Below are 22409 nucleotides of genomic sequence, written 5' to 3' on the forward strand. Positions count from 1 at the left end.
GCACTTTAAACCATAAGACTCGCTGTCAAGGAATAGCTTGTCAAAAAATTAAACAGAAGCATTGGTCATAAGGTATACACTTATGTCATCTTTTGAAGATATACGATTTTACCGGTAAAATACCGGCATGAAAGGTGTAGAATAATGAAAATATTTCATTCGTTTCTCAAGCTCATTACATTCCAATTGACAGTTGCATCATTTTACGTTGCAAAAACTAAAAAGCATATACTAAAAACCCGATGGAAAACTACCTTGTTGAGTATACTTTTGATCATTCCGCTTTCACTTAATGCTGATATAGGGGATTCATGTGAGAGCGCTGAGAGTATTGACGTTCCTTCCATTACATCTGTTACTTTAGCTTACAGGTGGGGAACTGGGTGGGGAACAAACGGACGTTATTATGTATATCAATTTACTGCACCATCCAAGGGTACTGTTCATATCTATACCACAGATGCCGATACTGATACGGATAGCGAGTTATATAACGCTGATTGTTCAACTATACTAACAAATGACTATGAATATACTAATAATATTTCTATGTCCTATAATGTTACCGAAGGAACTGTCTACAAAATATATCTATACAATTTTAACCGTTTTAATTATGGAAATTTTACTCTTTATATCGATTTTGTACCTGATGTCACTACACCTCCGGTCATGGGGGATATCCCTGACCAAAATGCAACAATCGGGGTTGACTATTCCTTATCACTATCAACTTATGTGACCCCGACGGATGGGGATCCTATTTTATCATATACTCTTACAGGTACTTTGCCTGCCGGATTGGATTTTAACTCAACTACTGGTCTCATAAGCGGTATTCCAAGTGCCGGAGGTACATTTCATCTATCAGCTTCTGCAACCGATAAAGACGGAACATCCAATATTGACGATTTTGATCTCACTGTGGTCGTTCCCCCACCTACACCTCCGATCATGGATCCTGTCCCGGATCAAACTCCCAGGCTCAATGTTTTTTATATCCTTGATATCTCCGATTATGTCACATTGACAGAAGGGGATCCCATAGAAGAATACCTGCTCACCGGTACACTTCCCGCAGGGCTGAGCTTCAATACCACCACCGGTCGTATCAGCGGTACACCTACTGCAATAGAAACTGCTACCGTATCAGTCTCAGCCAAAGACGATGACGGATGGTCAAATATTCGTGAATTTGACATTACTATTACAAATGAAACAGATTTTTACAATGGTATAGTGGACTTCACACTCATCAATCCTGCCAACACACAGAACATAGTTGGCAATTATGCAATATTGGGAAATACAGTGGAGTGTATTACCGAAAAAAGCGGTACTTCATATGAATTGAATTCTTATGAAGGAACCTGCCAGAACAGCCATGACTACAATGATAACAACTATATGGCAAAATATATTGATATTGATGGCAATAGTGGGATCGGTACTGTGACCTGGAATTCAACATCTTCCAACTTTACTCTTCCCGATAACTATAGTCAGGAAGATGGTCTAGGTATTGTATGGGCCGGTTTATTTTGGCAAGGTGCTATCAATAATGATTTAAGCTATAAACAAAGAAGAGCTTATCTTCAGAATGATGTGATCCAATATAAGTATATCACAGAGGATGAAGATATCGATCTTGAGAATACAGAGGGGAATAAAGTATTAATTCGTATTGATAATGATACGAACTATACACCATTACAGGCAGCTACCTTCTATTATGACAAAGTGTTTGGAGACAGCGGAGGATATTATGCAGCTTATACAGATATCACTGCATTACTCCAAGATAAAAATCTTGCAGCAGGGAAACACACCATTACCATAGCCAACATTACTGCAAATGAAGGTCGACAATCTAGTACAGGGGATTATGCAGGATGGTCGGTTGTCGTAATCTATAAAGAAAGTGGCGATGATGCCAAACCACGAAATATTTCTATCTATAACGGATATACAAAAGTATATAATGGCTTTGCGCCTCCGCCAGTTGAGATATCCGGGTTCAAACTTCCTAACTCGGGTGAGGTAAACGCCCAGTTTGCTGCTTTTGCAGGTGAAGGAGAGTATATATACGGTACTCCGTCCGGTAAATATGACCGCATGATCATGAGTAAGAATTCAGACCTGTCCTATCCAAAGACAATGCCGGATGCGACTGATCCTGATAATATCTTTGATGCTATTTTGGCCAATATAGACCGTGATAGCGGGAACAACAATGAGATGACAGGAAACAACAATGGTATCGACATTGAAAATTATAATGTCTCTTCTATCATGACTGCCTATCGTGATACAGACAGAGACATTAATACCGTCTATATAGGTTTGAGTTCAACACATGACTATATTACACCAAGTATGATGGCATTCTCTGCAGAACTTTATAAGCCTAATCTTTGTTATGACTATGTAGCGAAACGGGACAACTATACTATTTCTTCACAAGGTTTGGACATAAACAGTACTTTTATTGCCGGTGAAACTTTAAGAATGAATATTGCCATTAGAAGTCTTGAAAGTGACTTTGACCTCAATACTTCAGCTATAGCCATCTTGATGCATGAAAGACAGGGACATGTACTTTTCGACCCGACTTCTGCATTTTATTCTCCGACAAACTCCAATGTTCTCTTACCTACTATCGTTACAGACAATTCAACTTCATACCGTCCGGAAATAGCTATTGGTAAAAACAGAGATCCACATACCGGTGGAGTAATTGGCCCTTTTGAACGATATTATTCACAATTTAACTATACTGTCACAGATACCAATGCATCAAGATTTGAGGCAAGTTTCACTATCGAGCTCAACACAACCGTTGATTATGGATCAGGACCGGTTTCACAAATCCTTCCTATCCAACAATGTGAACAGTCATTGATTTATAATCCGGTATGGCTCAATTTTAATGTTGAAAGACATACTGAAGAAAACCCTGTTATCAATAATGATACAGATCGCTATTCCCTCTATACACAAATTGCGGGACGGGATTTTGACTATTCAGTCGTAAGTTATGAAAAAGATTCTCTAACAGATAAATATACTAAAGAATTACCTGTTAACAACATGACTGTTGATGTGGAACTCATTGATGCTTCTGCCTTTGACGACAATACCTCTTTTCTGAAGTGTGCCAATCCGAATCCAGACATAATATTTGGAGGATTTGGACACAGTACTTTTGTACATTTTGAAAACAAAAGTAGAGTTCCTGTCACACTTGCAGATGATTTCTCAAACACATATGCTATTAAGAATACTGCCTTCAGGATGTGGATAATGACAGATGAGAACGATACAGTCATTCCACATATGTTTGAAAGAACAGATGGTGCAGGTTTTAGACAAATTTATGAAGAGTATTTCCAGAAATTTGATACAAATGGATACTGTAGTATCGCATGTAACACTGTAAACGGTACTAATGAGAACAGCACTTGCTATAATTGTCTTAGAAGTTACTTTGCAAAACCAATTTGCTCCAGGGACAATTTCGCTATTAGGCCGGAGAGCTATCGTATCAATGTCTATGATGCAGGACCGGAAGGGGAATACAGTAGTACCAAACTGCATCTGATCAAAAATGATCAAACCTCAGTACCGTCAAACAATGCAGCTTTGGCAGCGGAGTATAAATATCTTATGCAAGCCTATGCAACCAAAGATCTTAATGATGCAGTTGCCATAGGTTACTACAATGATAATTTCCATGCCAGCACCCTGACTACTGTACCTAGTGACAATATTTCCGATATAGCACTCATCGAATTTGCTGACAACACAGTTGGATGTAATGATACCAACCATACTTCATTGGGTCTTATATTCTCAAACGGTAGTATTCAGGATTTCAACCTTTCACATAACAATGTGGGGGATTATCATCTATGGATACAGGACAACACCTGGACTAAAGTAGATCAGGCAAGTAACAATCCGTATAAGACACTTTTTGACACTGATTGTGAGAATTCAGACAGCGCTGCATGTAATGACTGTATAATTGGAGACGGAGGATCCGACATCAGTGCCGATAAATATGGCTGCCGTATAAACTCCGATCTTCCTGCCGGTGACGAATATGTGGACATCAATATCTCGTTCAAGCCTTATCAATTCGATCTCAGCAGCATTGCCTTTTATACCCGGCCTAATACAAGTAATTCATATCTCTATATGAATGATCTGAACAAGAGTGATGTTATGGCTGTCAAACTGGAAGGAAATATTACAGCAGAAGGGAAAGAAGGGACTGTATTGTCCAACTTTACAGATACATGTGCCGCCGAAGATGTTGTCTTATGGATAGACCGTACAATGATACCTCAAGAGAACATTATCCTTGGGGAAGATGGATCATCTATCTACTTCCAGCAAGGGATCAAAGACATTACAGATACATTTACCGTACAGAACAACCGTACCAGCACTGACATCAACTCAAGTTTGACAAAAGCAAACTTCTCCAATACATTGGATATTAACGGAAGTGCAGAGGTCGATCTCTATTTTAATTTTGAAAAACCATATGCAGAACTTGTCAATCCGATCGATGTTAACTTCTCCATGCTTCATGCAGCTTCTCCGAATGCAACTTCAAATGCAGATATGCTTTCAGATTATGTACCTGATGGGAACTTGACGATCGACCAGCAGCGTTATTTCTATTTTGCAGAAGTCTCTCCTACCGGTGATATAGACGGCAGCCAGGTATATGACCTCTCTATTTCTACTGCATTAAAAGTTGATACCTTCTGTAGAGATGATGCCAATATCACCTGTTCTCTGCTGTCAGGATTATCTGCAAGTCCGGAAGAATCACTTTCGGGAGGCGGAGGATGGTATCGTATGGAGAACCACCTTTCATCCTCCGGAGACGGTCAGGTCGACAGTCTAGCCACATCGGTAACAACAGTAAGTATTAGCGGTTCCAATCCACTGAACAATATTACGTTTGACAGCAATGGATCAACTTCATCTATCACTCTTTCACATCCTCTTGCCGGCCGGCCGGTACACCCGGTGTTCGTGATCACTCCTGATGAATGGCTGAAATACAATCCGGATGTTTCCAAGAACGGCTTGCCGGAATTCATTATTCATTTTCTCACACAGGGGCTCAAATGGAAAGGTGAGGGCCAGACAGGCCATGTCATTGAAACAGAACCTAGTGTCGGATCAAGTGAAAGGATCAATTGGTGAGAAAGATAGATATATTACCCAACCTGAACAAAAAACGTAAAGCGATCGCCATGGTAGAACTTGTCTTTTCGATCGTCATTATGGGTCTTGTTCTCATGAGTGCTCCTATGCTCATAGACCGTTCCAGCAAAAGTACCTATGTGGCTCTGCAGCAGGAATCCATAGCAGCAGCAGCAACACAGATCAACATGATCATGACTGCAGAGTGGGATGATGCCGATACCAACAGTACTGAAGGATCCCCTGTACTGCAGACGGGGACAACCAGTACTGCCATCAGCAACTGTACTACTCCCCATCCTGTCGGCGTCACCAGTTCAAGCGGAAGATACTGTACCGGACTCAGCTCTTCAAGTACATTTTTCTCAGCCAGTACTACACTCGGTACGGAAGGGGCTGAAGGTACTTTTTATGATGATATTGATGATTATAACAACAAATCCTATAAAGTAAGTATCTATCAGGGAGAAACCTATACAACTGCACAGGGTGACTATCTTGATCAGAACATTACAATCACATCACAGGTCTACTATGGAGATGACACTCCCAGGCTTGTTGGGGGAGGAGCTTCTGCCGGAGGGTATGATCAAGATATAGATTTTTCCAATCCTTTCAGAAATATTATTACCGCCAATACAACCAATATCAAGCTGATCACGGTTACACTGACATCATCCAACCCATCCAGTGAGATCAATGATAAACAGATCATACTCAGTTCCTTTATGTGCAACATCGGTGCACCTAAACGGGAACTCTATAATAACGAGTCCACTCTATGAGAACAGGAGATACCTTGCAAAAGAAAAAAGCATTTACCCTTCTAGAACTGATCATGGTCATTGTGATCCTTGGGATCGTTGCTTCCATCGGTTCATCCATCATCGCGAATGTATATGAACATTATCTTCTTCAGCGTGCAACACACCGTGTCAGTTTAAAAACAGAACTTGCTGCACAGCAGATTGCAAACCTGCTCAGCTACAGGATAAGGATGCCAGGCACAACATTAGCAAGAAACCCGAATAATCTGTCTGACAATGTGCTTGTTACAGATGCAACAAATGCATCTGACTACACCCATACTCTTTTGGAATGGATCGGTACGGACTACGACGGGTTAAGTGCTTCAACACCTCCTCCCTGGAACGGTTTTTGTGATGTAGATGCTTCTACCCAGACCGCTATCAAAACACCCGGTTCCAATCTTACCCTTGCCAATACCATCATCTCCAATCTCTCCAACAGTGAAGTTTCACTTTCGGGAGCACAATATCCGGCTATTTTCTTTAGGGTCAGCGATAATAGATATGAGTATAATTCTACTGCAAGTACCAAAAAAACCTATGAGGTATTGCGACCTGACGGTACAGGCTGTATGGGACTGGTTTCCAGTGATACAAGCTGTATATCTACAGTAGGTTCCTCGGCTGCCGAAACACTTACCTTTCAGACCCCGGGGTCTGCACTGAATGATAAAGTGATCTCGGAGCATTATAAATTGGCCTGGAGTGCTTATGCTATCTGTCCTCAGGACAGAGGAAACAACCATTATGATCTGAAACTTTTTTATAACTATCAGCCATGGGCAGGTGAGCGCTTAAGCGGAACAAATTGCAGTTCTTCTCCGGGAGAACAATCTGTGATCATTACAAATGTCACCGTATTCAAATTTGCTGAATCCGGAAAAACTTTCAGATTCAAACTCTGTGCACAGGAGAATATCGGTGAAGATTTCAATATCACCGTCTGCAAAGAAAAGGCGATCGTATTATGAGAAAAGCATTTTCATTGATCACGGCTATATTCGTAATAGTCATCATGGCATCCATAGCAGCATTCATACTTAATCTGTCAGGCAAGGTCACACAGGAGAGTACTGCCCAATATCGTCAGGAACAGGCTGCACTACTGGCCAGAAGCTATACTGAACTGGCTGTCATGGCAGTAATAAACCATGACAGGAATGCAACCGGGACCTGTGTCCAAGATATTGATGGGGTAGTCAAAGGGTTGGTACCCGGTACAACACCGACATCTGTTGCAAGCGGCTATAATGTCATGACCCGTATCTATTATCTGGGCAATGGCCTTCCATGTTCAGAATCCAGAAAACTCAATGACAGTACCACACACAGCAATACCCTTATTGTTACAAATTACAACAATACCTCTGCAAGTGATGCCATGGCAGGTATCATTGTTGATGTCTATGTCCAATATAAAGATCCTGATTCCCCTACACATTGGATCACCTATCGAAGACGATCCCTTCAGAAAATATGATAAAAAGAGAAATTCTTTTTATCATTTACCCTACTGCTGCCTTTTACTCTATCATTTACCCTTTATTAAGTTTCTTAAGTTACAATTAAGTATGGATATCTGATATCCATATCTTATAATTAAAGGATTTATCATGAATAAAAGTATTACAGGAAGACATTTTGAACTGACTGATACCATCAAAGCATATGCGGATGCTGCATTGGAGGGATTGAAGAAATATAACCTCGATATTATATCAGGAAGTACGATCATTTCAGCCAATGAGAAAAATGGGAAAAAGGGTTTTACTGTAGAATTCATCGTGAATCTGAAAGATAAAAATACTATTGTCATCACCCAGGTGGACAAAGATGTATATGCTGCCATCGATCTTGCGATAGAAAGAGTTAAAAAAAGTTTAAGAAGATTTGCCGATAAGATCAAAGGGCATAGAATTATGAGCTTTAAAGATCTGGGTGTAGAAGCAGAAGCAGTTACAGAGCTGGAGGCAGATGAAGTAGAGATCGTACCTATGGATCTGGAACTTCATAAACCACTTGACTTTGATGAAGCGATTGAGGCACTTAAAGCCGAGAAAAAAAGACAGTTCATTGTATTCAATGATCAAGAAGGCCTTATGAGGGTCATGTATAAAAGGGCTGATGGAAAATTCGGACTATATTAGGCTTCGACAGGCTCAGCCACCGTACTTTGACATAGTTCAACTACCGAGATAGTTCGGTCACTAAGCTTGTCGAAGTGCACCCCTGAATTTAACATAAATCATTTGCTTATCAGTCATAAACTTTTTTACGATGTCTTACTTTTACTATATAAACTACTAATTTATCATCCTCTATACTATATAAAATTCTGTAATTACCTACTCTTACCCTATACTTTTCATCGGCAGTAAGCTTTTTGCAGCCACTGGGCCTAGGTTCGCTGCCAAGAGATTGAATCTTGTTAAGTATCCGCCTCAAAAGTATTTTTGGAAGCTTCTCTATCTCTTTAGCAGCACTCTTTTTGATCTCAATTTTATAATTTACCATCTGCCTCTAACTTTTTCATAAAACTTTCAAATGAGATATTCTCTTCATTTGTCCTCTCATCAAATACTTTAAGGTCTTCACTATCTTCCCTGAAAGAGTCTATCACTAATTCATTTATTAATTCAGAAACAGAGTGTGATGTCTCTATGGCCTTTAGTTTTAGAAGTTTAAGAATATCATCATCAAAAGTTACAGTTGTTCGTACTGACATAACATCTCCTTTATTTATATTAGCATTATAGCATAATGATGTAAAGATGTAAATAATACCATCATCGAACCTACGCGTGCGACTGCCCGCAGGAAATGCCCTTGGGGTGCAAGTTTTACACAAACCCCATAAATACGAGCATAGCACAAATACAAAGATTTCTATTTCAATTTTTGGGTAATAGCAAACATTTTTAATTTTTAATTCGAGTTTTTGCATATGCAACAATCTCTTCATCTTCTCCCATATCCAGCCACTTGAACTTTTGACCGCTTTGTATCGTTCCATCTAAGATATCTCCACTGTCACGAAATTTCAGGTCAAGTTTTGCGATGTCAAATCCATTAGTGGTTTGGGTAAACCGGGTAAGTCGTTCATTGGCATGGCTGTTGCTGTAGAGGTAGCACCAACTCTTTAGACCGTTACGCCCTACCCGTCCTCTGAGTTGATGCAAAGTAGCAAGTCCCAGCCTCTCAGCTCCTACAATGACAATGAGTGTGAGTCCGGGCAGAGAGATACCCACTTCTACAACCGTTGTTGCCAATAAGATATCACCTTTTTCTCTAAACTCAAGCAAGACTTCTTCTTTTTGTTTATCTTTGCCATGGGTGACATAGACATTGTCAAACTTACTTTCCCAAAACCCTCTACTCTCTTCCAAAGACTGGTAGGGTACTTCTGTACTCTCCTCAACCAAAGGATAAATGATAAGTACTTGATGCTTCCGGGCTATCTCCTCTTTGATATGTCCCAACAGGTTCGGAAAGTCCGGCTTACTCATAGTTTGGGTGAGTACCTCTCTCCGGAAAGGTGTGGTAGTAATGAGACTTACATCCAGTAGTTCAGACTCCATCATTGCCTGTGTTCTTGGAATAGGTGTAGCGGAGAACTGTATGAAGTGTGGCTTCTTATACGACTCAGCATTTAGTGCTTCGCTTGTACTGCATTTTAGATGCTCGTCTTCACCACTCACCAAGGCTTCTAAACTCTGCCGCTGCTTCGTACCAAAACGGTGTTGTTCATCTACCATCACTAAAGAAGCTTGAGGCAGATCTTCCTTATAAAGTAAAGCATGCGTTCCTATGATAAAATCTGCTTCTCTGTAATCCCCTTTATCTTTACCCTGCATGACCAAAGCCACTTTCACCTCTTTAGGCAGATGTTTACATGCTTCCTCATAGAGTTGCAAAGCAAGAAGAGATGTTGGTGCCATCAGGATACTCTTATATGGCAGTGCCATCATTACTGAAGCCAATATGACCATCGTCTTACCGGAACCTACATCTCCTACTACCATCCGTTTGGCTGCTTTGTCTTTTCTGGCTAAATCCTGTTGGATCTGAGTGATAACCTCTTGTTGTTCCTCTGTCAGTGTAAAAGGCAAGTTCTCTACAAAAGGTCTGATATCTCCATGTAATGCTCGAAGTGCAGGGAAATCTGCTCTTTTCCCTCGTAGTTTTTTAAGGTGATTAAAGGCTTCTACAAATTTTAGCACTTTGACAAAGTCAGGCTTAAACGCACCGTTTTCATACACCTCTTCCATGCTTTTAGGAAAATGTATATGCATCAAAGTTGCTACCTCTTTAGAGTCCAACCCTTCATTAAAAAGATTTCTCTCAGTGACATAACACTCTATAAGAGAAACGATCTCACTCTCTTTGAGTAGAGTCTTATACTTAGGAGTTATCTTGCCTACTTGCTTAATGGACTTTGGCTGTGACATTTGTAAATACCCTTTGTACTCTTCGAGCCTTCCCTGTATCACATGACTGGAACCTACTTCAAAAAGTTTATGGTGGTATGGTGTCACACGAAAAAAAGTAGAAGAGAGTCGCCTGCATGATTGCACCAATTGAAAAGTTACACGAAGTTTACCGGAAAAGATATTTGTATCAATTACTTTTGCCTCAAGGGTATTCACCTTGCCAAGTTCCAGCGTGGTTGAGAGTGTTGTATCATTATAGGAGGCGGGAATAATAAGAGCCAAGTCAAGCAGTGTATGGATCTTGAGTTTTTTAAAAAGTTGTTTTGCTTCTTCCAACCCCTACTCCTTTTGTTTTGATTATTATACAAAAGTTTTAGAAAGAGAAGAAAAAATATGTCATATTGTCATGTTTTTGTAGGGTGCGTTGGCAAACGCACCCTACTTTTTGGTAACGATACTAAAGCTTAGATTTGACAACTCTTTATGTGATGTAATGAAAGCATTCATCTCATCAAGTGTTACTGTTTCTATTTTCTTTAACTGCTCTCTGGAGAAGCCCAATGACCTGCCATAATAGTATTCATTATAGGCACGGTAAAGTCTTTGAGAGAGTGTTTCGGTACGAAGCGGTTCGGACCCCAGTAAAAACTTTTTTGTGTCATCAAGTTCTTTTTGTGTGATTCCTTTGCTTACAAAATCATCTACCACTTTCTGCACAAGGTTTTTAGCTTCCTCCTGTGTACTGAGTTTGGTCTGAAGATACCCGCTGAGATAAGAGGCCGGTTTCGTACGTCTAAGTGCACAATATGCACCATATGTCAATCCTCTTTTTACGCGTATCTCTTCCATCAGACGTGATCCAAACCCTGCACCGCCAAGTAAGTACTCTGCTATTTTCGCTTTGTACTGATCTTTTGCTTTATACGAGTAGTCAAATGGTGACCCAAAGTAAATATATGCCTGTTGTGTATCTTCATCTATCAGTACTGTCTCTTTTAACTCTGATGCTTTGATGGTTTCTATGGATTTTGTCTTCACTTTAGGAAGAAGGGTAAGTACCTCATCCAGGTATTTTTGTGCTTCTTCAAAAGAGATATCTCCTCCTACAACACCAATTACATTGTTGTAACCCAAGTGTGAATGAATAAACTGTTTCATATCGTCAAGAGAGATACTTTTTACACTTTCAAGTGTCCCGTTATAAGGCTTTGCCAATGCCGTACCTTTAAAAAGAATTTCTCTTAATTTACTGGCTGCGATATAGTCAAAATCACTCTTTTTTTGTGTCAGCCAACCGATTTTCTGACGTTTCACCTGCTCCGCTGCTTCTTTGGTGTAGTTAGGATCTTTCAATAACTCTTTCAGACGTTCCACTGCATAAGGGAACTCACTTTTAAGTGATGAGACTTCTATAACTAAAGTCTCACGCCCTGCATGTGCAGCCAGATCTACAGCATGGGCATCAAGTTTTGTCGCAAACCCTACACTTCCATCCTCTGCTGTACCTTCATTAAGCAGCTTTGCAGACATATCTGCCAAACCGTCTTTGGTGTTGCTCAAATGCCCTGCATTTTTAAATACCAGTTGTATAGAGATAATCGGAACAAAGTTCCCTGTTTCAAATACTACAGGTACTTTTGCATCTTTTATCTGTATCTCTTTTACTGTTTCTGCCATCAATAATCCTTGCATTAAAAATATCATTAAAATGATTTTTAGTGAAGAATGAAGAATGAAGAATGAAGAATGTTGGTTTGCATCACTTTGTGATGCCTTTACTAATGAGATACATTCACTTTTCATTTCAGTTCCTTTTTTTAAATAAAAGCGGAGCCACTGCACCACATTCCTTAACTTTTCACTCTTCATTCTTAATTCTTCATTCTCTTGATGCAATGCATCAATAGAATCTCTCCAATATCTCATACGCCGTATTACGCTTAGCAGGGTTCTCTCCTACATCACGAATAAGTGCTATCATCTCATTTTGATTCATAGAGTTTGCTGCTCCTGCAGCAGAGACAACATTCTCTTCCATCATGGTGGAACCCAGATCATTTGCACCGAATAACAGTGCCATCTGACCGATATAACTTCCCTGTGTTACCCATGAACTCTGAATATTTGGTACATTGTCTAAAAATAGACGTGCCACTGCCAAGTAGCGCAGATACTGGTTTGAAGTCGTTTTAATAATGGTTGGCAGTTCACGTTTTAACTCTGTGTTATCACTCTGGTATGACCACATGATAAATGCCCTGAAACCACCTGTCTCATCTTGCAACTGTCGTACCAGGTCAAAATGTTCAACGATCTCACGTGTAGTCTCTACTGTACCATACATCATGGTAGCAGTAGACTTGATACCCAGTTTATGTGCTTCCCTATGTACTTCCAGCCATGTATCTTTATCCAGCTTTTTAGGTGCGATAATATCTCTGACCCTGTCAGAAAGTATCTCTGCTCCTGCTCCGGGGATGGAGCTGAGCCCTTTGGCTTTAAGCCGTGCCAACACCTCTTTGATACTGATTTTAGAACGCTGTGCGATATAGTCTATCTCTATGGCAGAAAACCCATGAATCGTTACTTGTGGGTATTTGTTGTGAATATGCTCAACTAAATCCTCATACCACTCTATCTCAAGTTTGGGATGTACTCCACCTTGAAAAAGTATCTGCGTCCCACCGATAGCTAAAAGTTCATCTATCTTCCGGTCTATCTCTTCAAACGTTAAGATATACGCATCTTCTTTTTTCTCATGGGTATAAAAAGCACAAAACTTGCAGTCCACCCAGCAGATATTTGTATAGTTGATATTTCTATCGACTACAAACGTGGTTACCCCTTTGGGATGCATCTCTTTTTTACGTGCAAGTGCCATTTTCCCCAACGTTTTAAGATCAGCATTTTCGATGAGCTCTACAGCTTCATCAATAGTCATACGTTTTGTCATATTCATTGTCACTGCTACTTGCTACCTGCTGCCTGCTCACTGTCCTCTTTACCTATGGCATCTAAAACACCGTTGATAAATTGCGGTGACTTTTCATCTGCCAGCTCTTTGGCAAGTTCTACCGCTTCATTGATGATAATCGCTCTATCGGTTTTAGCTATAAGTATCTCATAAGCACCCAGTCTCATGATTGCTTTTTCCACTTTTCCTATGGCATCATAATCCCAATCTGTCAAATGTTTCTGCACCTCTTCATCGATCATCTTAAGATTTTCGATCGTACCATTGAAAAGCGTATAAGAGAACTCTCTTTGTTTATTTCTTATCTTATCTTCTTCCAGAATCTCATCTGAGAACTTAGCGATATTCTCATTTCCCAGATCAAATGCATAAAGCAACCCGACTACCGCTGTTCTTGCTTGATGTCTTGTTGCCATTATGCAATCTCGTTATACAGGTTAACAAGTTCGATGAGTCCTACCATCGCTTCAGCACCTTTATTACCGGCTTTTGTACCTGCTCTCTCTATAGCTTGTTCAATGCTATCTACAGTAAGTACACCAAATGTTGTCGGTTTACCATGTTTAAGTGTTACTGATGCTACACCTTTTGTTGCTTCTGCCGACACATAGTCAAAGTGAGGTGTCGCACCTCTGATCACTGCACCTAAACAACATACTGCATCATATTTACCGGAAGCAAGTGCTTTGTCCAGTGCAAATGGGATCTCAAATGCACCCGGTACCAAAATAAGATCCAGATCATCTACATTTCCACCATGTCTGGCATATGCATCTTGCGCACCTTCTACGAGTCTGTCTGTGATGAAGTGGTTAAATCTTGCATTGATGATCGCTACTTTTTTACTCTTATCTACTGTAAGTTGCCCTTCTACTATTTTCATTTGTTTCCTTCGTATAATCTATTTATCAACCAAATCGATAAAATAAGGTTGAGTTCAATAAAGACTCATAGTTTTCACAAAAGCTAACAGTAAACAAGTTTTTTTCCTTTTTGGACTTTGGTACCAGCACATAAAACGTCTTGTGTTAGCTTTATAAAATCATCTATAGGATGCTAAGGAGGAGTGTAAGAACTTCTACCTTGTATAACACGAAGCTATGAGAACTTTAAAACTAACACTCAAGGGGTTTAAAATGTATTATGTTGGAATTGATGTTGCTGAAAAAAAACATTATGTGTGCATCCTGGATGATGCTGGTGAATTTGCTGTAAAACCATTTTGGATCTATACGGATATTCTTGGGTTAAGAAGGCTGATTGAACAGTTTGCCAACCTGTCATTAGACAATGATGATTTTATTATTGGTATAGAATCAACAGGAGCTTTTTCTGAGAATTTGTATGAATATATTACAGACAATGACTACCAAGCCGTTTTGCTAAACGCTTATCAGACTGCCAAGTTTCGTGATTTCCGTACCATACGAAAAGTAAAGAATGATGCGATTGATGCCTATGTCATTGCGGAACTTTTATCTACCGGTAAATACAAAGAGAGTCATATCTCCAATGATGCCTATCATTCAGTCAAGGTATTAGGCAGAACCAAACGTTCACTGGAGAAGAAGATAAAAACCATCAAGAGGGAAATCTCTACTGTAATGGCGACTGTCAATCCTGAGATTGGCAGAGTATTTCCAAATATCTTTACCAAGACAGCACTTGCGATCATCAAAGTCTACCCTACTGCAATAGATATGCAAAAAGCTACGCCAAAGAAGCTGACTCGTCTATTCCGTCATATCAAAGGTAACAACTTCTCTGAAGATAAAGCCAAGTTCCTGATCGATCTTGCCAATACTTCAGTATATGCTGGTCGTGCCTATGAAGCCAGATCTCTAATGATCACTACTAATATTAGGATATTAGAGCTTTTATGTCAAGAAAAGAAGCATATTGAAGAACAAATCAAACAACTTATTACCGAAGAAATAAATACAATTGACAATTCTATTGAAAATCTCCAAAGTATACCCGGTATCTCAGATAAAACCATTTCTGCCATATTAGGAGAATGTGGAGATCTCAGGCGATTTGATTCAGCCAAAGCTTTTATTGGCTATCTTGGTCTTTATCCTACACAGTATCAATCTGGCAACTCCAATTCTATAGGCAGGCTTGCAAAAAGAGGCATACCTATTGCCAAACATGCACTTTATATGGCTGCAGTAGGATCTGTATTGCACAATCCTCAGCTAAACAAGATCTTTCGAGACAAAGTCTCTTCGGGTAAATCCAAGAAAGAAGCTTTAATCATTATCTCCAAGAAAATAGCAGCGATCATGTATTCCATAGTCAAACACAATGAACCTTATCAAGCCCATAGAGTATTTATCCCCAACAGGTAAATATTCCCGTTAGTTTTAGCACTTGTGAAAACAATGAGTTTTTAATGAACATTGACCAAATATTGTTTTAGTATCTATTTGATCATTTGAATATTCTTTTCAAATACTCAAATAATCCAACAGGATACCTCTGTCTATAAAAAACAGCTATTGGTTTAAGCTATTCTTTATAGGATGGTTTTTAATATATTTTCCTTGTTATGCATATTTCTCGTTCCCAACGTCCTCGTTGGGAATGCATACTTGAGTTTATGGGGCTAATAGGGTTGCTTGAGTTATTAAGTTGCTGTATGCATTCCCAAGCCGGAGCTTGGGAACGAGAGTGCAGCCCTCTATTACTCTACAATAAGCCTTATTGCATCAATTTGTTTTATTAATGCATCTAATTCCTGTAATTTTATCATATTTGGGCCATCACTCAAAGCAATACTCGGATCGAAGTGCGTCTCAAAGAAGAAACCATCCACACCTACTGCTGCTGCTGCACGTGAAAGATACGGTACGAATGAACTGTCTCCACCTGAGCTGGCTCCACCGGATGCAGGCATCTGTACAGAGTGTGTTGCATCAAATATGACCGGGGCAAACTCACGCATGATTTTGAGTCCACGCATATCAACAATAAGGTTCCCATACCCAAAACTTGAGCCTCTCTCTGTGAGCCATACGTTATACTTCTTCGAATTTTCATAGGTAACGTCACCGTCAAACCCTCTGGTCTTAAGTACTTTGGCTACAGAGTGCTCCATCGCAGCAGGTGCCAAAAACTGCCCTTTTTTGATGTTTACTGTTGCAGCTGTTTTTGCTGCCGCAACAAGTAAGTCTGTCTGGCGGGACAAAAAGGCAGGTATTTGAAGTACATCTGCTACCTCAGCTACTGCTGCCGGTTGAGTATAATCATGCACATCTGTAAGTATTTTATAGCCAAACTGCTCTTTCACCTCTTGAAGCATTTTAAGGCCTTCTTCCAAACCCGGTCCTCTAAAACTATCCAAACTTGTACGGTTTGCTTTATCAAAACTCGCTTTAAAATAAAAATCTTTGGTACAATCTTCATGGTATTTACCTAAAGACTCTGCAATACGCATAACTGCATCACGGCTCTCAAGGACACATGGTCCTGCAATTAATATCATCTGTTTCCTTTAACATCATAAATAAAAGTATGCACAGCAATACATACTGAAACTGCCCACTGCTATTTACCTTTTTGACAAAGCTACCATAAGCCCTGAGACAATCACTAAGATTATACCCAAAACTGTCCAAAAGTCCGGTATAGGGTCTCCCAGCATCACACCTATGATGACTGCAAAGACAATATTGCTGTAACTGATCGTACCAACAATACCTGCTTTTGTCAGTTCATATGCCTTTGTCATCAGCAGTTGGGAGATCGTGGCAAAGACACCTACTGCGGTAACATACCCCCATTGTACTCCCTGTGGCATCACGAATTTGGAAAACATCCAGTCAAAATCATCTGATACATTGACATAAGGAGTAATAAGCATCAAAAAAAGAGGTGCGACCGTACCTACACCCATAAAAGACATCACTATGGCACGTGTATCATAATACTTTCTAAGTTCACGTATAGACGTATAGGCCAATGCCGCCCCTATACCGGAAAAAATACCCAGTATGTCATATTTGTCAAATGTACCACCCTGAGGTTGTGCCACTAAAACAATACCAACAAAACCAATAACTATCGCAAGTAAAGCACTTTTATGCAGCTTTTCATTTAAAAACAGATACGCAAAGATAGCCACGAATACAGGAGAGGTTTTGTTGTAAGTTACTGCTTCCCCCAAAGGAATATGTGCCATGATGTAAAAATATGCCAAAAGTGCTGCAAACCCCATAGAGCCACGGAATACAAGTAGCAAAATTTTTCCGCCTGTTTGCTTGAGCGGTACTTTGTAAATAGCTATTCCCACAAGAACAACCCCAAAAATATTTCTAAAAAATGTTACTTCAACAGGAGGAAGAACCTGGCTCACTACTTTTGCAAAACCGCCCATAGCAGCAAAACTCAATGAAGCCAATAGCATGAAAAGGATACCCCTATCCATATTTTTAATCATTTTTTTCAATCAGGACCCTCGGCTCTCGTTCTCAAACTGAGTTTGGGAATACATACAGAAAGTGCACAGTCAATATAAATCTTATGAGCTTATTCACCGGTATATGCATTCCCAAGCTAGAGAGGCTGTGAAAGAACTAGGCACCTCGGAAGTGAAGGCTTCAGCCTCACCCAAATATTTGCATATTTTTAGGTTATTTTGACAGAAAAAGCAATATTTCTCCATTAAATACAAACTTTTTTAGGCAAAAAAGCTTTTTGGTGGGACTGCACCTAAAGGTATACACTTCGATAAAGTCTCCACTTCCGAGAAGTTACAGTTCTTTCACAATCTCTAAAGTTTGGGAACGAGGTTGTTATATTTTTCCGAAGTGTAACATATTTAGGTAAAAATAGACCATGAACTACCCCACCATAAAAGGCGGAATATTAAAACCTTGTGAGATGTCAGATAAGAAGGTGATAGATTTTGTTTTGAATGTTAAAGTGCTATGAATTCTTCTTTTAGCACTAACTTTCCATCAACATAAATTTCACCTACAAAAACATCACCTTTATCATAAGTTGCTACACCCTTTGGTGTACCGCTCATGATGATATCTCCATCTTCAAAGCTCATAAAAGAAGCTATTTCACTTACAATACTATGCGGCTTATATATCATCAGATCGTAGTCTGCATGCTGGGTAAGTACCTCATTAACATATAATTTCATCTCCAATGTTTCTATGTTGCCGTTAAACTTTACAAACTTACTCAAAACAGCAGAGCCATCGAAACTTTTCGCCCTCTCCCAGGGAAGCCCCTTCTCTTTCATCTTATTTTGTATGCCTGCCTTGGTTAAGTCCAGTCCAAAGCCTAGCCCTTCTATCTTATTCTCTTTGATCAGAAAACAGATCTCACCTTCAAAACGACAATCTTTTTGTATATATTCAAGCCTGTTTGTAATGGCTGAATTTGGTTTGTTGAACAACACCATGCTATCTGGTGTTTCATTGTTTAACTCTTCTATGTGTGCTACGTAATTTCTGCCAACACAGATCACTTTTGACGGAGTGATATTTTCATCTTCATATTGTATGGTGCGCATGTACCTGTCCTTTAAATCTATTTTCAGTAAACCCACCAAGGCATAGGTTCACTGAGAATACATTAGAGGTTCCCTAAAGAACAGCATCAAGAGCACAGCTCTTGATGCTTATGTTTTAAAAGTTCATATAGTAAATAATTCTGAAGTCATCTCTGTCTTCTCTGTCTGAAGTATCTGTTTGATCTTTAATAGAGTATCTTACTCTGATTTTAGAATAGTCATTAATGGTATATTTTCCATCAAAGTTAAATTCTGAAAAATCATCTCTCACATTACCTTCATCTGCACTTACATCAACATAACCGAATTTTAAACTAAGTCCATCAAGTGGTCTTACGACTAACTGTCCACCAAATGCTGTACTTGCTTCATAGTTACTGTATCCTTGTTGCCAGTCAGAGTACATAGGTCCTGATTCAACTGCTTTAAATGAGTTATCTGAAATTTGATCATAAAGGACAGCGACATCAACCATATCAAATAACGTTGTTCCTATTTTTGCTCCAACCAGTGTAGAGTCATCTGCATTCGCATATGCATTTCCTCCATACTGTGCCTTAACATATGTTTTATCACCAAATGGCAAGTTATACTTTAGATCAAAATATCTATAATCTTCCACATCGATAGGAGTACCGTCAGCAGCCGTATCTGAAAGTGATGTAATATATTGGGCTCTCAATGTCAGGTTCTCAATACTCTTATTTTTAATATAAATATATCCAAGACCATCTTTACCCCATGCAGTATCTATATCATCAAAATCACTTAATTTAGACACAAATCCACTATAACGCTTCACATATCCTACTTCTACCATGGTATCTTGAATATCTTTATTGCGTACAATAGCTGCCTCATACGTAGATGGCAAAAGTCTAAGATCATGATCCTGCATGAGTGGGGTAGAAAGTCTTTGACGACCTATTTTAAACATAGTATTACTCATATCATATTGCAAATATGCTTCTCCCAGGAATGCGATATCATCACCGTTTGATTGTAAAAGGCTTGTACCAATTCCATCTGTTCTATCAAAGAAATCTCCTACTTTATGACTTCCATAGTATGCAAAACCAAATTTGAATCCATGGTAGTCACCACTTTCATACTTGACAATCCCACCTGCAGTCAATGCTTCTGCATCCGGTGTACCTGCTACATCAAAGCTTCTATTCATATAGAACAATCTCATATTCGCTGTAAATTTACCATTTTTAAGTGCATCTCCAAAACTTCCTGTATTGACTTCTGGTGCTGCTTCTACTACTGGTTCCACAGGAACGATATCCCCACCTGCCATGATCATTGTTGATGCCACTATTGACAGTAATAAACCCTTTTTCATTTTAACTCCCTTGTTTTTAATTTTTAATTTTATTCTTTTGCATAAAATAGACTACGCCATATATTGCAAAACCTATTGCGTACGATAAGTACTCCGAACCTATCCCAAGCCATGAACTGGTCATATTTGGTATAAGCATAAAGGGTACAACTGCCAACAGCAGAAGTCTTTCAACGCCTGTTGTTTTAGTCAATACCCAACCTTGTGTTGCTGAAGAGAATGCGAACATTCCTGCAGCTGCTGTAATAAAAATAAGCCCTATCTCACCGGGGTTTGTGATCCACTGCCATGTAGCCGGGTTGTTTGGATCTGCCGCATCTACTCCTGCTATAAGCAAAAGTTTATTGTTGAAGAAGAACGCAAATGGCAATATGGCTGTTCTTATATCATAGGCAAACCCCTGCAAGCCTGTTTTAATGGGATCACTCTTGGCTATCCCTGCGGCGGCATAAGCCGCCATCCCAACAGGGGGCGTATCATCCGCGAGTATCCCAAAATAGAATACAAAGAGGTGTGCCGCTATGGCTGGGATCAAATAACCCAAATCATTTGATAATGACATGATCACAGGTGCAGTAAGTGCTGCCATAACGATATAGTTTGCCGTTGTAGGCAGTCCCATACCAAGAATGAGTGACACCACAGCAGTAAGAAGTAACACTGCAATAATATATCCACCTGATAACTCTTCGATTACCTCAGCCAAGATAAGCCCTATACCTGTAAGCGTTACCGAACCGACAACAATACCGGCAACCGCTGTGGCAATAGCAATAGGCACCATATTTTTAGCTCCATTGATCATCCCCTGGCCGATATCAACAAAACCGCTTAGCCATACTTCCTGCGTTAACGCACGTTTTTCCAAAAATGCATATGCAGGACGTTGAAGTACCATAATAAGCATCATGAAGAAAATGGCATTAAACGCTGCCATCTGAGGAGACTGTCTAAGTACGATAAGCGTGTACATAAGGAAAAATATAGGCACGATATAATGGATCCCGCCTTTAAAGATATCAAATGCACGTGCCAATTTGGAAGGGTCTTCTCCCTTGATACCTAATTTTTTAGCTTCTAAATGCACAATGTAAAAAAGTGCAAAATAGCTTACAAATGCCGGTATAGCTGCTGCCATGATCACATCCGTGTATGCCAAGCCTAAAAACTCTGCAATGATGAATGCTGCAGCCCCCATAATAGGAGGCATGAGCTGTCCATTCGTAGAAGCTGCTACTTCAACGGAAGCTGCCTTGTAACCCGGGAAACCCAGTTTTTTCATAAGTGGAATCGTAAAAGTACCTGTTGTGACCGTATTGGCAATAGAACTACCTGAGATAATCCCCATCATACCTGATGCTGCAACAGATGCTTTGGCTGGCCCACCATCGTATTTACCAAGCAGTGCATAAGCCAGGTCAATAAAATACTTTCCTGCTCCTGCTCTTTCAAGCAGTGCTCCAAAAAGGACAAATAAAAAAACATAAGAAGCACTCACACCCAGTGGTACACCAAAAATACCTTCTGTAGTAAGATACATCTGTCCTACGATCTTGTTAATGCTTGCACCTTTATGTGCGATCAAGTCTGGCATATACTGACCAAAATAATCATACAATATAAAGATACCCGCGATCACAGGTAAAGCCATACCCAGAGAACGCCTTGCCGCCTTTAAAAGTAAGATAATACTCAAAATACCCATACCAACATCCAGATGTGACCATGCCCCGCTTCGTGCATTGAGTGCATCATAGTTCATGAAAATATACAAAGCCCCTATTACCGCAGCAATACCTATGGGAAAATTATACCAGGGTATGCTACTCATAGTTTTAGGTGTTCGAAACATAGGATACATTGCAAATACCAATGCCAAGGCAAATGCCAGGTGAAAAGATCTTACAAATACACTATTGGTAGGCACCACTACTACATAAAGCTGGTACAAAGACCAGGCAAATGCGATAATAGCGATCATCCAATGCTGCCATGAACCCTCTTCCAGATTTCTTTGCCCTTCAAGCTCTTCTACCAGTTTTTCTTCATTCTCTATGAATTGTTCATCTATATGCTGATTTTCTTTCATAGC

Annotated in this window: 18 protein-coding genes; 6 read left to right on the top strand and 12 right to left on the bottom strand. The window is 39.7% G+C overall.

Going from position 1 to position 22409, the window contains the following annotated elements; translation table 11 throughout:
- Positions 1-144: 144 nt before the first annotated feature.
- From ACZ48W_RS03985 to hpf, 5 genes are all read left to right on the top strand, one after another.
- On the top strand, positions 145-5226 hold the full coding sequence (locus ACZ48W_RS03985; protein WP_464830041.1) for an Ig domain-containing protein: 5082 nt from the start codon (positions 145-147) through the stop codon (positions 5224-5226).
- Positions 5223-6011 carry a type II secretion system protein gene (locus ACZ48W_RS03990; RefSeq protein ID WP_464830042.1) on the top strand — a complete coding sequence of 263 codons (789 nt, stop codon included), beginning with the start codon at positions 5223-5225 and terminating at the stop codon, positions 6009-6011. The genes ACZ48W_RS03985 and ACZ48W_RS03990 overlap by 4 nt, the downstream gene beginning before the upstream one ends.
- Positions 6012-6025: 14 nt before the next feature.
- Positions 6026-7006 carry a type II secretion system protein gene (locus ACZ48W_RS03995; RefSeq protein WP_464830043.1) on the top strand — a complete coding sequence of 327 codons (981 nt, stop codon included), beginning with the start codon at positions 6026-6028 and terminating at the stop codon, positions 7004-7006.
- Complete coding sequence (locus ACZ48W_RS04000; protein ID WP_464830044.1) at positions 7003-7515, top strand: type II secretion system protein; 513 nt, start codon at positions 7003-7005, stop codon at positions 7513-7515. The genes ACZ48W_RS03995 and ACZ48W_RS04000 overlap by 4 nt, the downstream gene beginning before the upstream one ends.
- A gap of 133 nt (positions 7516-7648) precedes the next feature.
- Entirely contained in the window at positions 7649-8182 is a 534-nt protein-coding gene (gene hpf, locus ACZ48W_RS04005; protein WP_464830045.1) for a ribosome hibernation-promoting factor, HPF/YfiA family, read from the top strand.
- Positions 8183-8291: 109 nt separating this feature from the next.
- Here hpf and ACZ48W_RS04010 read toward each other — a convergent pair whose 3' ends face one another.
- The 7 genes from ACZ48W_RS04010 to ribH all read right to left on the bottom strand — a co-directional run bounded on the left by ACZ48W_RS04010 (position 8292) and on the right by ribH (position 14322).
- Positions 8292-8549 carry a type II toxin-antitoxin system RelE family toxin gene (locus ACZ48W_RS04010; protein WP_464830046.1) on the bottom strand — a complete coding sequence of 86 codons (258 nt, stop codon included), beginning with the start codon at positions 8547-8549 and terminating at the stop codon, positions 8292-8294.
- The gene (locus ACZ48W_RS04015) at positions 8536-8760 is read right to left on the bottom strand and encodes a hypothetical protein (RefSeq protein WP_464830047.1); all 225 of its coding nucleotides are present in this window, start codon (positions 8758-8760) and stop codon (positions 8536-8538) included. Before ACZ48W_RS04015 ends, ACZ48W_RS04010 begins: the two co-directional genes overlap by 14 nt.
- A 193-nt stretch (positions 8761-8953) precedes the next feature.
- Complete coding sequence (gene recG, locus ACZ48W_RS04020; RefSeq protein ID WP_464830048.1) at positions 8954-10801, bottom strand: ATP-dependent DNA helicase RecG; 1848 nt, start codon at positions 10799-10801, stop codon at positions 8954-8956.
- Between the two features lie 102 nt (positions 10802-10903).
- The gene (locus tag ACZ48W_RS04025; RefSeq protein ID WP_464830049.1) at positions 10904-12142 is read right to left on the bottom strand and encodes a M16 family metallopeptidase; all 1239 of its coding nucleotides are present in this window, start codon (positions 12140-12142) and stop codon (positions 10904-10906) included.
- A 223-nt stretch (positions 12143-12365) separates the two neighbouring features.
- Positions 12366-13418, bottom strand: coding sequence for a dehypoxanthine futalosine cyclase (locus ACZ48W_RS04030; protein ID WP_464830467.1), 1053 nt, complete (start codon positions 13416-13418; stop codon positions 12366-12368).
- Positions 13419-13432: 14 nt separating this feature from the next.
- Complete coding sequence (nusB, locus tag ACZ48W_RS04035) at positions 13433-13855, bottom strand: transcription antitermination factor NusB (protein ID WP_464830050.1); 423 nt, start codon at positions 13853-13855, stop codon at positions 13433-13435.
- Entirely contained in the window at positions 13855-14322 is a 468-nt protein-coding gene (gene ribH / locus ACZ48W_RS04040; protein WP_464830051.1) for a 6,7-dimethyl-8-ribityllumazine synthase, read from the bottom strand. The genes nusB and ribH overlap by 1 nt, the downstream gene beginning before the upstream one ends.
- Before the next feature lie 217 nt (positions 14323-14539).
- Between ribH and ACZ48W_RS04045 the strand changes: the two genes are divergently transcribed.
- A complete protein-coding gene (locus ACZ48W_RS04045) occupies positions 14540-15790 on the top strand; it encodes an IS110 family RNA-guided transposase (RefSeq protein ID WP_464827685.1) in 1251 nt (416 codons plus the stop codon).
- Positions 15791-16125: 335 nt separating this feature from the next.
- Here ACZ48W_RS04045 and kdsA read toward each other — a convergent pair whose 3' ends face one another.
- The 5 genes from kdsA to ACZ48W_RS04070 all read right to left on the bottom strand — a co-directional run bounded on the left by kdsA (position 16126) and on the right by ACZ48W_RS04070 (position 22406).
- Entirely contained in the window at positions 16126-16926 is an 801-nt protein-coding gene (gene kdsA, locus ACZ48W_RS04050) for a 3-deoxy-8-phosphooctulonate synthase (protein ID WP_464830052.1), read from the bottom strand.
- Positions 16927-16992: 66 nt separating this feature from the next.
- Positions 16993-17880, bottom strand: coding sequence for a DMT family transporter (locus ACZ48W_RS04055; protein ID WP_464830468.1), 888 nt, complete (start codon positions 17878-17880; stop codon positions 16993-16995).
- Between the two features lie 480 nt (positions 17881-18360).
- Entirely contained in the window at positions 18361-18969 is a 609-nt protein-coding gene (locus tag ACZ48W_RS04060) for a fumarylacetoacetate hydrolase family protein (RefSeq protein ID WP_464830053.1), read from the bottom strand.
- Between the two features lie 115 nt (positions 18970-19084).
- Complete coding sequence (locus ACZ48W_RS04065; protein WP_464830054.1) at positions 19085-20317, bottom strand: OprD family outer membrane porin; 1233 nt, start codon at positions 20315-20317, stop codon at positions 19085-19087.
- Positions 20318-20333: 16 nt separating this feature from the next.
- A complete protein-coding gene (locus ACZ48W_RS04070; RefSeq protein ID WP_464830055.1) occupies positions 20334-22406 on the bottom strand; it encodes a TRAP transporter permease in 2073 nt (690 codons plus the stop codon).
- Between the last annotated feature and the right edge of the window lie 3 nt (positions 22407-22409).

It is taken from the genome of Sulfurovum aggregans, assembly GCF_055385215.1.

Coding starts and splice junctions, on each gene's coding strand:
- ACZ48W_RS03985 (WP_464830041.1), top strand. CDS start 145: ATGAAAATATTTCATTCGTTTCTCAAGCTCATTACATTCCAATTGACA.
- ACZ48W_RS04000 (WP_464830044.1), top strand. CDS start 7,003: ATGAGAAAAGCATTTTCATTGATCACGGCTATATTCGTAATAGTCATC.
- hpf (WP_464830045.1), top strand. CDS start 7,649: ATGAATAAAAGTATTACAGGAAGACATTTTGAACTGACTGATACCATC.
- ACZ48W_RS04010 (WP_464830046.1), bottom strand. CDS start 8,549: ATGGTAAATTATAAAATTGAGATCAAAAAGAGTGCTGCTAAAGAGATA.
- ACZ48W_RS04015 (WP_464830047.1), bottom strand. CDS start 8,760: ATGTCAGTACGAACAACTGTAACTTTTGATGATGATATTCTTAAACTT.
- ACZ48W_RS04025 (WP_464830049.1), bottom strand. CDS start 12,142: ATGGCAGAAACAGTAAAAGAGATACAGATAAAAGATGCAAAAGTACCT.
- ACZ48W_RS04030 (WP_464830467.1), bottom strand. CDS start 13,418: ATGACAAAACGTATGACTATTGATGAAGCTGTAGAGCTCATCGAAAAT.
- nusB (WP_464830050.1), bottom strand. CDS start 13,855: ATGGCAACAAGACATCAAGCAAGAACAGCGGTAGTCGGGTTGCTTTAT.
- ribH (WP_464830051.1), bottom strand. CDS start 14,322: ATGAAAATAGTAGAAGGGCAACTTACAGTAGATAAGAGTAAAAAAGTA.
- ACZ48W_RS04045 (WP_464827685.1), top strand. CDS start 14,540: ATGAGAACTTTAAAACTAACACTCAAGGGGTTTAAAATGTATTATGTT.
- kdsA (WP_464830052.1), bottom strand. CDS start 16,926: ATGATATTAATTGCAGGACCATGTGTCCTTGAGAGCCGTGATGCAGTT.
- ACZ48W_RS04055 (WP_464830468.1), bottom strand. CDS start 17,880: ATGATTAAAAATATGGATAGGGGTATCCTTTTCATGCTATTGGCTTCA.
- ACZ48W_RS04060 (WP_464830053.1), bottom strand. CDS start 18,969: ATGCGCACCATACAATATGAAGATGAAAATATCACTCCGTCAAAAGTG.
- ACZ48W_RS04065 (WP_464830054.1), bottom strand. CDS start 20,317: ATGAAAAAGGGTTTATTACTGTCAATAGTGGCATCAACAATGATCATG.
- ACZ48W_RS04070 (WP_464830055.1), bottom strand. CDS start 22,406: ATGAAAGAAAATCAGCATATAGATGAACAATTCATAGAGAATGAAGAA.